The sequence below is a fragment of the Streptomyces sp. SCSIO 75703 genome (genome assembly GCF_036607905.1).
Classification (GTDB): domain Bacteria; phylum Actinomycetota; class Actinomycetes; order Streptomycetales; family Streptomycetaceae; genus Streptomyces.
Genome location: NZ_CP144555.1, coordinates 900,500 through 914,313, shown reverse-complemented (window position 1 = coordinate 914,313; position 13,814 = coordinate 900,500). Strand labels below are relative to the sequence as shown.

The following is a 13,814-nucleotide window of genomic DNA, read 5'->3' as shown; positions in this document are numbered from 1 at the left end:
CCCCGCACAGCGCCTCGGCCCATCCGCGAACCAGCCGCGCGGCCGCACGGGAGGACTGCCACGATGACCGACGTGACCACCGCGAACGGACCCACCAACGCGGCGACGGCGGCACTCCGGGAGCTGCTCGACCTGCTCGCCGCCGACGCCTCGGCAGGCCAACTGGCCCAGCCCGCCGCCCAGGCCGGTGCCGCCGGCGCCGACCCGCACGAACAGGACGTCATAGCCGAGGCGACGCGGACCGCGCTGACCATCCACCGGACCCTGGCCCAGCGCCGGCGGCGGGAGACCGAACTCGCCGCCCTGTTCGACACTGCGAGCGACCTGGCCGCCCTGCGCGACCTGGACTCCGTGCTGCGCGCCATCGTGCACCGGGCCCGCACCCTGTTGGGCACCGATGTCGCCTACCTCACCCTCAACGACCCCGCCGCGGGCGACACGTTCATGCGGGTGACCGCCGGCTCGGTCTCCGCCACCTTCCAGCAACTGCGCCTCGGCATGGGGGAGGGTCTCGGCGGTCTGGTCGCCCAGACCGCCCGCCCCTACGCGAGCCCCGACTACCGCACCGACCGCCGCTTCAAGCACACCGGGGCCATCGACGAAGGAGTCGACGAGGAGGGCCTGCGCGGCATCCTCGGCGTGCCCCTGCGCGTCGGCCGGCGCGTGATCGGTGTGCTGTTCGCCGCGGACCGCACCCCGCGCGACTTCACCCCGGAGGCCATCGCCCTGCTCGCCTCCCTGGCCGACCACGCCGCCGTGGCCATCGACAGCGCACGCCTGCTGGAAGAGACCCGCTCCGCCCTCGTCGAACTGAACGCCGCCAACGAAACGGCTCGCGCCCACGGCGACGCCCTGCGCCGCGCGGCCGACGCCCACGACCGGCTCACCGACCTCGTCCTCAGAGGAGGTGCCGTCGACGAGGTCGCCCGCGAGATCGCGGCCCTCCTCGACGGGGGCCTGGCCGTCCACGACGCGGACGGCACCGAACTCGCCCGAGTGAGAACCGGCCCCGTCCTCCTGCCCGAGCAGGGGATCGACGCCTCCCGCAGAGGCGGGCGGGCCGTCCCCGTCGACGGAGACTGGGTGTGCGCCGTCCTGGCGGGCCCGGAAGTCCTCGGCAGTCTCGTCCTCACCGGCCGGGCCGGTCTCACCGACGCCGACCGGCGCCTGTTCGAACGAGCCGGTCTGGTCACCGCCCTGCTGCTCCTGCTGCGCCGGTCGGTGGCCGAGGCGGAGGACCGCGTCCGCGGCGAACTCCTCGACGACCTGCTCACCGCCCAACAACCGGGTGACCACCGCGACACGGGCAGCGTGACGCTGCGCGCCAGACGGCTGGACGTCAATCTCGCCCGGCCCCACGCGGTACTCGTCCTCACCTGTGACCCGGCCCTGCGCTCACGCCTGCTGCCCGAGGCCGTGCGCCGCGCACGCGCGCTCGGTGGCCTGGCCGGCACGCGCAACGGACACACCGTCCTGCTCGCACCCACCTCACGTCCGGGCGCACTCGCCCAGGAACTCGCCCACGACCTGACCCGCGGCCTCGGCACCCCCGTCACGATCGGCGCCGCAGGCCCCGCGACGGGCCCGGAACACCTTCCCCACACCCACGACGAGGCACGCCGCTGCCTGCGGGCACTCGAAGCACTCGGCCGCACCGGCGACGGCGCCGCCCTGGCCGACCTGGGCTTCCTCGGGGTCCTCCTCGGCGACCGGACGGACCTCACCGGGTACGTGGACCGCGTCCTCGGCCCCGTTCTCGCCTACGACAGCCAGCGCGGCACGGAACTCGTCCGCACCCTCACCGCGTACTTCGACCACGGTGCCAGCCTCGCCCGCGCCAAGGACGCCCTCCACGTCCACGTCAACACCGTGGTCCAGCGCCTCGACCGCGTCGCCCACCTCCTCGGCCCCGACTGGAACACCCCCGGCAACACCCTCGAAATCCAGGTGGCCCTACGGCTGCACCGCCTCGCCCAGCAGGGCACGCCCGGCCACCGGCCCACCTGACGAGGCGACCACGTGTCGCCACAGTGCCATCCGGACCAGGGCCAGGCCGTCTCGGCGGCCCCGTCCGGCGCGGTCCCGTCGCCCGTGCTGTCGCGAAGGCCCCGGAGCGTGGGACCATCACGAGGCGGTCCGTCAAGCCGGACGTGGAGGATCTTCGCGAAGTCGCCACAACGTGGGACGGCTCGCGTGGGGCCCCGACCCAGGTACGTGGGAAATGGTGAGATGTGAGAACGTGCGGGGCGTGAGCGAGACATCACCGAACACCCTGCAATACCGCTGTGACGGGCCCGAAGACGCCCCGGTCCTGATCCTCGGGCCCTCGCTGGGCACGACCTGGCACATGTGGGACCGCCAGGTTCCCGACCTCGCCCAGCAGTGGCGGGTCTTCCGGTTCGACCTCCCCGGACACGGCGGCGCCCCCGCGCACCCGGCCGCGTCCGTCGCCGACCTCACCGCGCGCCTGCTGGCCACCCTCGACGGCCTCGGCGTGCAGCGCTTCGGCTACGCGGGCTGCGCCCTCGGCGGCGCCGTCGGCATCGAACTGGCCCTGCGCCACCCCGAGCGCCTCGCCTCCCTGGCGCTGATCGCCGCCTCGCCCCGGTTCGGCACCGCCGACGAGTTCCGCCAGCGCGGCGTGATCGTCCGCACCAACGGACTCGACCCCATCGCCCGCAGCTCGCCCGAGCGCTGGTTCACCGGCGGGTACGCCGCGGCCCAGCCCGCCATCACCGAGTGGGCCGTGCAGATGGTGCGCACCACCGACCCCGGCTGCTACATCGCGGCCTGCGAGGCGCTCGCCGCCTTCGACGTCCGCGAGGAACTGGGCCGGGTCGGCGTGCCCACCCTGGTCCTGGTCGGCTCGGACGACCAGGTCACCGGCCCCGCCGAGGCCCGCACCCTGGTCGCCGGCATCCCCGACGCCCGCCTCGCCGTCGTCCCGGGCGCCTCCCACCTGGTCCCGGTGGAGCAGCCGGCCGCCGTCACCGACCTGCTGGTGCGGCACTTCACCTCCGCCTGGCAGCCCGCCCACGACGTCACCACCGGCCAGATGGCCATCCCGGCGGTCCAGCCGGCGCCCCCGGTCCCCGCCGTCCCCGCCGTCCCCGCCGTCCACGTCGCGCCCGTACCGCCGCAGGCCCAGGGGCCGGTGCCGCCGCACGCCCCGCCGGCACCGCCCGTACCGGCCCCCGTGCCGCAGCAGGCCGGGCCCATCGCCGAGATCGCCCCGCCGGCCGTGCCGGCCCAGCCCCAGGAGCGGCCCGACCCGTACGAGGCCGGGATCAAGGTGCGCCGCGACGTGCTCGGGGACGCCCACGTCGACCGGGAGCTCGCGCAGGCGGACGCCTTCTCGGGCGACTACCAGGAACTGGTGACCCGGTACGCCTGGGGCGAGGTCTGGGACCGGCCCGGACTGGACCGCCGCACCCGGAGCTGCGTCACCCTCGCCACCCTGGTCGCCGGCGGCCACCTCGACGACCTGGCCGTGCACACCCGGGCCGCGCTGCGCAACGGACTCACCCCCGACGAGATCGGGGAAGTGCTGCTCCAGACCGCCGTCTACTGCGGCGTCCCCGCCGCGAACGCCGCCTTCCGGGTGGCGCGGCAGGTCATCCGGGAGGAGACGACACCGCCGCAGTGAGCCCGCGTCCGCCGCCGGGCGGGGTCCGGCGGCAGGATGGGGACATGAAGCTCACCAAGAAGTCGCACGCCTGCGTCCGCCTCGTCAAGGACGGGCAGACGCTCGTCCTGGACCCCGGTGGATTCAGCGAGGAGGACGCCGCCCTCGGCGCGGACGCCATCCTCGTCACCCACGAGCACCCCGACCACTTCGACGAGCTGCGGCTGCGTGCCGCGATGGAGGACAACCCGGCCGCCCGGATCTGGACCCTCGCCTCGGTGGCGGAACGGATCTCGGCGGCCTTCCCGGGCCGCGTGCACACCGTCGGACACGGCGACACCTTCACCGCCGCCGGCTTCGACGTGCAGGTCCACGGCGAACTGCACGCCGTGATCCACCCGGACATCCCCCGCGTCACCAACATCGGCTTCCTCGTCGACGGCGGGAAGGTCTTCCACCCCGGCGACGCCCTCACCGTGCCGAACACCCCGGTCGAGACCCTGATGCTGCCGGTGATGGCCCCCTGGAACAAGATCTCCGAGGTGATCGACTACGTCCGCGAGGTCCGCCCGCGACGCGCCTACGACGTCCACGACGCGCTCCTGACCGACCTCGCCCGCCCGGTCTACGACCGCCAGATCGGGGAGCTGGGCGGCGCCGAGCACCTGCGCCTGACCCCGGGCGACTCGGTCCGCCTGGGATGACCCGGCCCCCGGCGACCGGGCCGGAGGGCACTGTCGGTGCCGCCGGGTAGGTTGGGGTGCATGCGCATCGCCACCTGGAACGTCAACTCGATCACCGCCCGCCTGCCCCGGCTGCTGGCCTGGCTGGAGAGCAGCGGCACCGACGTGCTCTGCCTCCAGGAGGCCAAGGTCGCCGAGGAGCAGTTCCCCTTCGACGCCCTGCGCGAGCTGGGGTACGAGGCGGCGGTGCACGCCACCGGCCGGTGGAACGGCGTGGCGGTCCTCTCCCGCGTCGGCCTCGACGACGTGGTCAAGGGCCTGCCCGGCGACCCCGGGTTCGAGGGCGTCACCGAGCCCCGTGCCCTCTCCGCCACCTGCGGCCCGGTCCGCGTCTGGTCGGTCTACGTGCCCAACGGCCGCGAGGTGGAGCACGCGCACTACGCGTACAAGCTCCAGTGGTTCGAGGCGCTGCGCGCGGCCGTCGCGGGCGACGCCGCGGGCAGCCGCCCCTTCGCCGTCCTCGGCGACTACAACGTGGCGCCGACCGACGACGACGTCCACGACCCCGCCGCCTTCGAGGGATCCACCCACGTCACGCCCGCCGAGCGCGCCGCCCTCGCCTCGCTGCGCGAGACCGGGCTCTCCGACGTCGTGCCGCGCCCGCTCAAGTACGACCAGCCGTTCACGTACTGGGACTACCGCCAGCTCTGCTTCCCCAAGAACCGCGGCATGCGCATCGACCTGGTCTACGGCAACGCGCCGTTCGCGAAGGCCGTCACCGACGCCTACGTGGACCGCGAGGAGCGCAAGGGCAAGGGCGCCTCCGACCACGCCCCCGTCGTGGTGGACCTCGACGTCCCGAAGTGAGCCCGGCCACGCTGCGTGCGCCCTCCCGCGCGCCGGGTGCGCGCGGGGCGGGACAAATGACAGTGTGGAGGTATGAAAGTCCCCTTCCCGGGCAAGCGGCGCACCGAGCGCACGGCCCCCGACCTCGACGGCGTCGCCGAACTGCTCGCGGAGTGCGACCTGTTGCGCGATCAGGCGGCGCGAGAAGGGGTCCGACTCGACGACACGGCGGCCTCGTTGGAGCGGCTCGACCAGATGCTGCCGCGCTGGCGGACCGATCCCGACATCCTGCCGTGGCTCGGCAGCGACGCCGGGCTGTACCTGGGCACGGTCATCGTGCGCACGGTCCCCGGCGCGGTCTGGGCGCTGCGCCATGACGGGCAGTTCGTGGTCCGGCTGCCCTCCGGGCAGGAGTGCGACGTGGTGACGTCCGGCCTGGAGTGGGCCGTTGACGGTGTGCCCGAACTCTCCCAGTTCTACGCCTCGGTGGCCGGCCCCTGACCGGCCACGGGGGCGTGAGCCCGCCCGCCCCGCCCTCCGGCCCGCCCGACCCGGACCGGGACGGATGGTGAAGTGACCGTATGGGTTCGCCGGGTCGGTGGGCGGGGCGGTTGGATGTGTGGGGATGTCCGGTCAGACCGCTGGAGGTGCGGTGGCCGAGCCTGTCCGGGTGCGCGGGCCGACCGACCAGGAGGGACGGAAGCCGCAGCAGATCGTGCGCCGGGGGCAGCACCGACTCGGTGCGCTACCGGCGGGCGATGCTGTTGTCGGCCTCGGCAGGCGGGACCCGGGTGCCAGTGATCGCGTAGCTGGTGCAGGCCGGCGAGGACACCGCCCGGGACGTGATCCGCTGAGAGCGGTGTGGGCCCCGATGTTCATGGTGGTGCCGGTGGTGCCGGTGGTGCGAGCCCACCACACGGTGACTTCTCGGTACGCCCGAGCGGTGCGAGCCCCGCACAGACCAGGGGCGGGTCTCAGGCGAGGCGCTTACGGCCCCAGAAGAAGAGGAACACCGTGACGGCGGCGGTCAGGGCCAGCAGGATCGACGCGCCGAACCACTGCATGCCGTTCATCTGGGAGATCGGCAGGTAGTCGACCGACCAGCCCACGACATCGGCCCTCTGCAGGCACAGCTCACGTGCCTGTTCCGTCTGCGCGTCCGCACAGGTGTCCCAGCCGAGGAGTTTCCCGTCGCCGGTGAGGTACGGGTTCGCCCCGTCCATCCGGTGCGCGCCTGTGGGCAACGTCTGGATCGCGGTTTCGGCGATGACACCCCTGCTCGTCGTGCTCGTGACGACGTTGCCGAGCGACAGCAGGAAGTGGGACCAGACGAGTTGGACGACGACGGTGAAACCGAGGGTGACCACCATGGCCGTCAGCGTGCGGCGCAGCACCACACCGATCGCCACCCCGCCGAAGACGGAGAGGAGGGCGAGGGCGACGGGCACGGGTCCCGTGTTGTTGAAGGTGGATTCGGAGATCCACTCCGTGGCCGTGACCTCGGACTCGTAGAGGCTCCACCACCAGCCGAACGCGAGCGACAGCGCGACCGTGCTCACCACGACCACCAGTGCGGTCAGGGCCAGTTTCGTGGTCAGCCAGCGGGTCCGGCTCACGGACTGGGTGACGACCAGCTTGGCGGTGCCGTTCTGCAGGTCGCCGGCGAACAGCGGGGCACCGAGGAAGACACCGAGCAGGATCGGTATCAGCCGCAGTCCCGTGGATATGTGGGTGTACCCGTCGATCTGCAGCCGGGAGCGCTGGAAGACGATGCACGCCACGGCGAGCGCGGAGGCGCCGAGGATGGTCCAGAACGCGGCCCGGTGCTGGCGCCAGACCAGCCAGGCCATGCCCTTGAGGGGCTGGGGGAGTTGGGGGAGTCGGCCGGTGCCCGTGGTGCCCGGGGCCGTGGACTTGGTCGTCGTCGAGGTGCTGGTGAGAGAGCTCATGCTGCCACCGTCCGGGCGTTGTACGCCTGGTCCCGGACCTGGGCGGTGGGGGTGAGCAGAGGCGGTGCGTCGGGTGAGCGGAGATAGGCGAGCAGGACTTCATCCAAGCTCGGGCTGTCCGTCTCCCAGGGGCCGGCGACCGGACCCTCGGGGCGGATCAGGGCGGTGAACTGCCGTCCGCTGATCCGGGACTCGACGAGGGGGTGGTGCGCGAGGGAGGCGGGCAGGCCCTCGCCCTCCTTGGCGCCGGTGACCATGGTGTGTACGGACAGCAGCTCGTCCACGTCACCGGCGAGGCGTACTCCGCCGTCGGAGAGGACGACGAGGTAGTCGCACACGTTCTCCAGTTCGGCCAGGACGTGGGTGGACATCAGGACGGTGGTGCCGCGCTCGGCAGCCTCGGCGAGGAGGGCACCCACCAGTTCCTGGCGCGCGACCGGGTCGAGGCCCGCCATCGGCTCGTCGAGCAGCAGCAGATCGGGGCGCTTGCCGAGGGCGACGGCGAGGGCGACGCGGGTGCGCTGGCCGCCGGACAGCGTGCCGATCTTCGCGTCGAAGGGCACATTGCCCGCGCGGACAATGTCCTCGGCGGCGCGCTGGTCCCAGCCGGGGTTCAGTTCCCGCCCCAGCCGCAGGGTCTCGGCCACGGTGAACCGGCGGAACAGGGGCTTCTCCTGGGCGAGGAACGAGGTGCGCCCCGAGTCCACCGAGCCCGGTGCCGCGCCCAACACGCTGAGCGTGCCCTGTGTCGGCTCCAGGACGTGGGCCACGATGCTCAGCAGCGTGGTCTTGCCCGCCCCGTTGGGACCGACCAGCCCGCAGATCCGTCCCGCCGGGAGCCGGAAGGAACAGCCCTTCAGTGCCCATCCCCGCCGGTAGCGCATCCCCAGGCCGCGCGCCTCAAGTGCCGACTCCCCCGCGTACATACCGTCACTCACCAGTGCTCCTAGTTGTCGTGACCGCCCGCTCACTGCCGGCGGCGTACTGCTTCTCCACGGCCGAGGCGACCAACGCGGCCACGTCTTCCTCCTCCAGACCCGCCTCGGCCGCCCGGGACACCCACGCCACCAGCTCCCCGTACAGCAGTGAGTCGGTACTTGCCGAGGGGCGGGCCAGTGTGCGGCGTACGAACGTGCCCTGGCCGGGTCGCGGTTCCACCAGGCCCTCACGCTCCAGCTCGCGGTACGCCTTGAGGGTGGTGTTCGGGTTGACCGCGCTGACCTCGGCGACGTCCTTGGCGGTCGGCAGCCGGTCGCCCGGCACCAGTACGCCCAGCCGCAGGGCCTGCTTGGTCTGCTGCACGATCTGCAGGAAGGCGGGGACTCCGTTCCGCCTGTCGATGCGGAACTCCACGATGACCACCACCATTTAACTACGCGATTAGTGGAATGATGATGGAGGGGTGCGCGGGTGGTTGTCAACAGCAATCGGAGGGGCCTCCTGGGCAGGATTTCAGCCGCCGGCCGCGGCCTCCGTCACGTCGGCGTCCACTTCGCTGCCGTATGCGTCGCGAGGGTGTGCGCGTTGACCTGGCCGTCGCAGCGGAAGTCGGCGCCGTCGCTCGAAGCGCCGTTCGTGGAGGCGGGGTTGCTGAAGGACTTGCCACACGATGTGCCGGGTTACGCGATCGGTGCCCGGCGCGCGATCTGCTGCGGCCGCTGCCCTTCCTGGTCGGTCAGTCCGGGCACACGGACAGGCTCGGCCACCCCGCCTCCACCGGTCGGATCGGACGTCATTCCACATCCAACCGCCACGACCACCGACCCGGCGAACCGATACGGTCACGGCACTAGGCGAACACGGAGACGCCGTAGAGGGCGAACAGCAGCAGGTGCGCCGCTCCTTGGGGGGCGGTCACCCGCCGTCCGGAGAACGTGACGAGCGTGAGCAGCAGCGTCGCCCCGAGGAGGAGGAGGTCGACCGGGCTCTCGGCGAGCACGACGGTCTGTCCGGTGAGCAGGCCGATCGTCAGCACGGACGGGATGGTCAGGCCGACGGTCGACACCAGGGCGCCGTGACAGAGGTTGCTCACCCGCTGGATCTCCCCGCCCAGCGCGGCACGGATCGTGGTGATCGTCTCGGGCAGGAACACGATCATGGCGATGAGGACGCCCGTCGTCGCCACCGGCGCCCCGGCCCGGCCGAGTCCGTCGTCGAGCAGGGCGGTCATGTCGTGGGAGAGCAGCACGATCGGCACCACGGTCGCCACGAGCAGCACGGTCCGGGCGACGATCTCCGACCGGTGGCGGGCCAGCACGTCGAGGGGCCCCGCCCGGCCGGCCTCCCCGGTGTCCGGGGCGCTCACGGAGCCGGCCGGACCGACCTCCTGGAAGTCGGCGCGCCGGGCCCCCGTCTGCCGGTGGAGGAAGAACCCGTACACGACCACCGTGACGACGACGACCGGCACCGCCTGCCACGGCGTGTAGCTGCCGTGCGTGCCGACGAGGTGGGGGAGCGCGAAGGCCACGGTGAGGAGGAGCAGGAGCAGGGCCAGATAGGCGGAGACGCCGGCGCGGTTGGGGCGCAGGCCGCGGTGGCGCAGCCCGCCGGCGAGCAGCGCCGCGCCGATGACGAGGTTGAGGATGATCATCGAGACGGCCATGACGGAGTCGCGGGCGATGGTGCCGTGCTCACCCGGGCCCAGCATGACGGCGGAGATGAGGATGACCTCGATCATCACGATCGAGAGGGTGAGCACCAGCGTGCCGTACGGTTCGCCGAGCCGGTGCGCGAGGTGCTCGGCCTGGGTGACCACCCCGAAGGCGCAGACGACGATCACCGAGACGATCGCCGCGAGCACCGCCCACAGCGCCGGGGTCGGCAGGGGGCCGGAGAGCGCGGGGGCGGCGAGCAGGACGGTGAGGAACGCGCCCCATCCGAGGACGAGCCGGAAGACCGACGTCGGCGTGAGGACGGTGCGGAGAGTGGAAGGCGCGGGCACGGAGATCAGCCCGTTTCTGCTGGGTCGTCCCTGCTCGCAACGTACCGACGGGTCGTCCCGCCGGCATCTTCCCGCCCCATCCTACCTCCCGGCCCCCACGCCCTCCCCGGCGCCCACGCGGTGCGGTCCGGCAGTAACCGCACGTCGGCGGCCGGCCCCGCCCGTCCGCCACGTCGCTGCCGCGGGGGCGGGTCGTGTGGCCGTGGTCCTCACCGGGCCCTCGCTCCGCCTCGGGCAAGGGACCTTCGGCGGGGCCGGGGTGCACCTCGGCCCCGGGGAAATCCCCATCGGTGACGACCCGGCATGCGGTCATCCTGTCCGCTTGGTCGGTTCCACCACCCCGATCCCTGGAGTGCGGGTTTCCCGCAGCGCGCTGCCCGATGACTCGTCGCCTGCCTGCCACCGTGAGCGGGATGTTCCGTTCGTGGTGCACGCGCAGGCGGGTCATCTCCGCCCGGTCTCGGGCCGGCTGGTCTCGGTCTGGATCGCGGACCGCATCACGTCGCGGACCGGGACGGGCGGGGTTCCCTGGATGCGGGTCGTCCCGGCGAGTCCGACGCCGAGCATGAGCAGACGACCGGCGGCATGGCGCGCGTCTGCCGGGTCGGCGTGGCCGGGGGCCAGGACGTCGGCGAGCACGTCGGTGAGGTGGGCCAGGGTTTCCAGGTAGCCGGCGCCGACGAGCGGTCGTAGCTGGGCGTGCGCCCCCGCCTCGGCCCATCGGGCGAGAGCCGTGCCTTCCTGGCCCTCCTCGCCCAGCAGGTCGCCGAAGAACAGGCCGAGCGCCGCGCTCGGGTCGAGACCGGCGATCTCGTGCCGGTAGGTCTCGATCTCCGCCAGTGCGTAGTGGCGCCACGCCTCTGCGGCCAGTTGGTCGGTCGAGGCGAAGTGGTGATGGATCTGTCCCGGGGACCCCTGGAGTTCCTCGGCGACGATCCGGGCGGTCACGGCGCTCAGGCCGTCGCGGGCCACGACGGTGGCCGCCGCTTCCACGATGGACTGGCGCCGCGCGGCGCGGGCCAGGTAGCTCATCGGCTCGGTCCTCGGGCCACGCCGGCGGTGTCGGGCACCGAGCGCAGGAAGTCGATGGTGCGTGCGCGCAGTCCGCTGCGTCGGTTCTCGATGATCTGCTCCGGTGGTGGGTCCTGGGGGCCGCTCGTCGGCGTTCGGTGCACATTGAGGACGCAATCGAGGTCCGTGCACAACAAGAGTCCCACAGCACTCAGACGCCGGCGCTGGTCCTTGGACGCGCGCGGTGCGGTGAACAGCGAGACCTCGTTGAATCTGCGGGTGAACCGGCACAGATCGCACATGACCGCGCGCGAGGCCAGGGCCGCCTGGCTGGGGCTCTGCCGCAGGAGGACTCCATGGGCCTCGCCGTCGATCTCCGAGACCAGGTAGGCGCGCTGGTTCGCCCGGGTGTCTCGCCAGCCGAGGTAGTCGATCCGCTCCCACCGTGTCTCGTCGAAGGACGCGGGCAGGCGAACCTTCGCGGTGGCCGGATACAGGTTGACGATGGAGCCCCGCACCTCATCGCGGGTCAGGGGGCGCATGGTGTTGTCTCCTCCCGTGAATTGGACATCGATACAAATTGTATCAGTGTACAACTTTGCTTCGGGCGTGCGCGGCGTGGACGAGGCGGGAGAGTGCGTGGCGAGACGGGGAGCCGGACTCCCCGAGCCCTGCCCGCTCCTCATCCCCGCGTGGCATGGACGACCGAGGTCGGCGCAGCTCGACGGGGACGCCCCGGTCACACCGTCACGCCGGGGCTCCCCGGGGCCCGGTCCGTACTCCTGGTCTTCACGGTGTGACCGCAGGCGCGTTGGCTAGGCTGTGCTGTCGCGTCAGGTGTGCGGGCCGGCGCACTTGCGACGGGGCGGGAGGGGTTCACGCGATGACCGGCAGTGGCGGCTTGAGCACGGCCGCTTCCTGGCTGGCCGTCTTCACCGAAGAGGACCGGGGCCTGCAGAGCCTCACGGCCGGCGCGCTCTTCGCCGGGGTCCCGGTAGGGCTGTTCGGCCTCGGTGTGCTGCTGATCCGGCAGTTGTACGTCGGGCTCGACCTCCGTCGCCGGGTCGCGCCCGCCTCGCTCGCCGCCGCGGTGCTGATCGGGGTGGCCGCGCCGTTCGTCTGGCAGGTGCCCGACGACGCCCAGGGCCCGATGCCACCCCTGTACTCCGGCGACTTCGGAGCCGGCGCCTTCCTCGGCCTGCTGCTGGCAGGTTTGGCACTGGCGCTGCTGTCCGTCCTCTTTCACTACTACGTCGAGTTCACGGACGTGGTGTTGTGGAGAATCGGGAGAAGGCTGAGGAGACGGGCCCGGGAGCGCCTGGGACCCACGCAGCCCTCCACGGACTGGCTGTTCAAGATCGCCGTACGGGAACACCGCCGACTGAGCAGACGGCTGACGTCCCGTCAGCAAGCGGGTCCGGAACCGCCGCCGGGGGAGGGGCCGCCCCGGCGGGCCGGGCCGGGCCGGGACCGGGCGCTGGCGGCCCGCCGGGCCAGGGAGTCGGCCGCCGCCGCGAGGGAACGGGAGTACGCGCACGCCTGGGACTGCCTGGACGCCGCCACACTGGTACTCGACCAGCGCGCCGACGACCGCATCGACCCGGACGCCGAGCCGGTGGCCATGACGATAGCCATCGCACTGCTGAGGTCGGGCACCGAAGGGCTCCGGCCGCGGGGCAGGCGCTCGGGCATTCGCAAGCTCGCGTACGTGTGCGCGCTCAACCCGCTCCACGGCCCCGCTTCCAGGGAGACCAACATCCCGTGGAACGACGGCCCGCCCAGCTACGACGATCACCGCTACGTCTGTGACGACTGCTTCGACCAGCTCTTCACCGGTGGCGGCGGCCCCCGCCTCCTGCGTACCCACCAGTTGGTGCTGCGGCTCCGGCCCCGGGGCGTTCAGGAGGCCCGCCCCTACCAGGAACTCCCCAGTCCGCTGGCCGGGGAGGGACTGCCGCAGGTGGTCGTCAAGGAATTGATCGGCAAGGTACGGGAGGACCGAGGTGTTTTCTGAGGCCGACGGAGGGACGGCCGCCGTCACGGTGCTCCTCCTCGTGGTCGCGTCGACCGCCGTCGGCCTCCTGACCCTGACGCTGTACCTGCGCCGCCGCCGACGTCGACTCGGCCCCCGGTACCACCTTCCCCGGGCCGTCCACGCGGCAGCACTCACGGCGACCGAGGAGGAGGTGCGGGCCACGGCGCAGCGTGAGGTGGTGGAGCTGGGCGAAACCCTGGCCGCCGATCAGGACGAGCGCGCTCCGGAGCGGCTCCGGCACGCGCTGGACGCCTACGCCGCCGCCGGGACCGTGTTGGAGAGGGCCCGTTCACTGGCTGACCTGGCGGGGGTACTGGCGCTGGTCGCCGAGGGCCGGGACGCGCTGGAGGCCGGGCCGGAGGCCGAGCCACTGCCACTCTGCTTCTTCCAGCCGCTCCACGGCCGGGGCCAGGAGCGGGTGGGCTGGCGCCCGGTCGGGTACCGGCAGACGCTGACCGTCTCCGCCTGTGCCGTCTGTGCGGGCGTCGTCCGGGCCCGTCGTGCTCCCGAGGTGCTGATCGACCGCTACCGGGGCCGTGAGATGCCGTACTTCCAGATCCCGGCGGAATGCAGCGTCTGGTCCGCCACCGGTTACGGCTCCTTCGGCGGCGACTCGCTCACCGCCCGCGTCCGGCGCGGCGACTTCTCCCGCGGGCTCCGCCGGTCGGGCCCCTGAGAAGTCACCTCCGTCGGCTCGGGAGGCGGGGCTGTTGTGCGGCTGGTG

At 72.7% G+C, this 13,814-nt stretch carries 13 protein-coding genes and 1 pseudogene; 8 read left to right on the top strand and 6 right to left on the bottom strand.

What is annotated here, in order from left to right; translation table 11 throughout:
• Window positions 1–63 precede the first annotated feature (63 nt).
• The 6 genes and pseudogenes from VM636_RS04150 to VM636_RS04125 all read left to right on the top strand — a co-directional run.
• Entirely contained in the window at window positions 64–2,007 is a 1,944-nt protein-coding gene (locus tag VM636_RS04150) for a GAF domain-containing protein (protein ID WP_338483339.1), read from the top strand.
• A 241-nt stretch (window positions 2,008–2,248) separates the two neighbouring features.
• Complete coding sequence (gene pcaC, locus VM636_RS04145; RefSeq protein WP_053914264.1) at window positions 2,249–3,646, top strand: 4-carboxymuconolactone decarboxylase; 1,398 nt, start codon at window positions 2,249–2,251, stop codon at window positions 3,644–3,646.
• A 44-nt stretch (window positions 3,647–3,690) separates the two neighbouring features.
• Window positions 3,691–4,329, top strand: a complete 639-nt coding sequence (locus tag VM636_RS04140; RefSeq protein ID WP_053914249.1) for an MBL fold metallo-hydrolase — start codon at window positions 3,691–3,693, stop codon at window positions 4,327–4,329.
• Between the two features lie 60 nt (window positions 4,330–4,389).
• The gene (locus tag VM636_RS04135; protein WP_030418703.1) at window positions 4,390–5,175 is read left to right on the top strand and encodes an exodeoxyribonuclease III; all 786 of its coding nucleotides are present in this window, start codon (window positions 4,390–4,392) and stop codon (window positions 5,173–5,175) included.
• A gap of 72 nt (window positions 5,176–5,247) precedes the next feature.
• Window positions 5,248–5,655 carry a DUF6278 family protein gene (locus tag VM636_RS04130; RefSeq protein ID WP_338483335.1) on the top strand — a complete coding sequence of 136 codons (408 nt, stop codon included), beginning with the start codon at window positions 5,248–5,250 and terminating at the stop codon, window positions 5,653–5,655.
• Window positions 5,656–5,806: 151 nt separating this feature from the next.
• Window positions 5,807–5,960, top strand: a pseudogene (locus VM636_RS04125) (IS630 family transposase); the annotation flags it as partial.
• A gap of 168 nt (window positions 5,961–6,128) precedes the next feature.
• Here VM636_RS04125 and VM636_RS04120 read toward each other — a convergent pair.
• The 6 genes from VM636_RS04120 to VM636_RS04095 all read right to left on the bottom strand — a co-directional run bounded on the left by VM636_RS04120 (window position 6,129) and on the right by VM636_RS04095 (window position 11,597).
• Window positions 6,129–7,103 carry an ABC transporter permease subunit gene (locus VM636_RS04120; RefSeq protein ID WP_053914247.1) on the bottom strand — a complete coding sequence of 325 codons (975 nt, stop codon included), beginning with the start codon at window positions 7,101–7,103 and terminating at the stop codon, window positions 6,129–6,131.
• Window positions 7,100–8,029: an ABC transporter ATP-binding protein gene (locus tag VM636_RS04115; protein ID WP_338486293.1), complete on the bottom strand. Its 930-nt coding sequence runs from the start codon at window positions 8,027–8,029 to the stop codon at window positions 7,100–7,102. Before VM636_RS04115 ends, VM636_RS04120 begins: the two co-directional genes overlap by 4 nt.
• Before the next feature lie 4 nt (window positions 8,030–8,033).
• Window positions 8,034–8,471, bottom strand: a complete 438-nt coding sequence (locus VM636_RS04110; RefSeq protein WP_030418707.1) for a GntR family transcriptional regulator — start codon at window positions 8,469–8,471, stop codon at window positions 8,034–8,036.
• Between the two features lie 421 nt (window positions 8,472–8,892).
• A complete protein-coding gene (locus VM636_RS04105; RefSeq protein WP_338483330.1) occupies window positions 8,893–10,044 on the bottom strand; it encodes a hypothetical protein in 1,152 nt (383 codons plus the stop codon).
• A 444-nt stretch (window positions 10,045–10,488) separates the two neighbouring features.
• Window positions 10,489–11,076 (bottom strand): TetR family transcriptional regulator, encoded by a 588-nt coding sequence (locus VM636_RS04100; protein WP_030418709.1) that lies wholly within the window; start codon window positions 11,074–11,076, stop codon window positions 10,489–10,491.
• Complete coding sequence (locus tag VM636_RS04095; RefSeq protein ID WP_030418710.1) at window positions 11,073–11,597, bottom strand: FBP domain-containing protein; 525 nt, start codon at window positions 11,595–11,597, stop codon at window positions 11,073–11,075. The genes VM636_RS04100 and VM636_RS04095 overlap by 4 nt, the downstream gene beginning before the upstream one ends.
• Before the next feature lie 359 nt (window positions 11,598–11,956).
• Here VM636_RS04095 and VM636_RS04090 point away from each other — a divergent pair, with 359 nt between their 5' ends.
• Window positions 11,957–13,069 carry a hypothetical protein gene (locus VM636_RS04090; protein WP_338483327.1) on the top strand — a complete coding sequence of 371 codons (1,113 nt, stop codon included), beginning with the start codon at window positions 11,957–11,959 and terminating at the stop codon, window positions 13,067–13,069.
• The gene (locus VM636_RS04085) at window positions 13,059–13,766 is read left to right on the top strand and encodes a hypothetical protein (RefSeq protein ID WP_338483325.1); all 708 of its coding nucleotides are present in this window, start codon (window positions 13,059–13,061) and stop codon (window positions 13,764–13,766) included. Before VM636_RS04090 ends, VM636_RS04085 begins: the two co-directional genes overlap by 11 nt.
• Window positions 13,767–13,814: the final 48 nt, after the last annotated feature.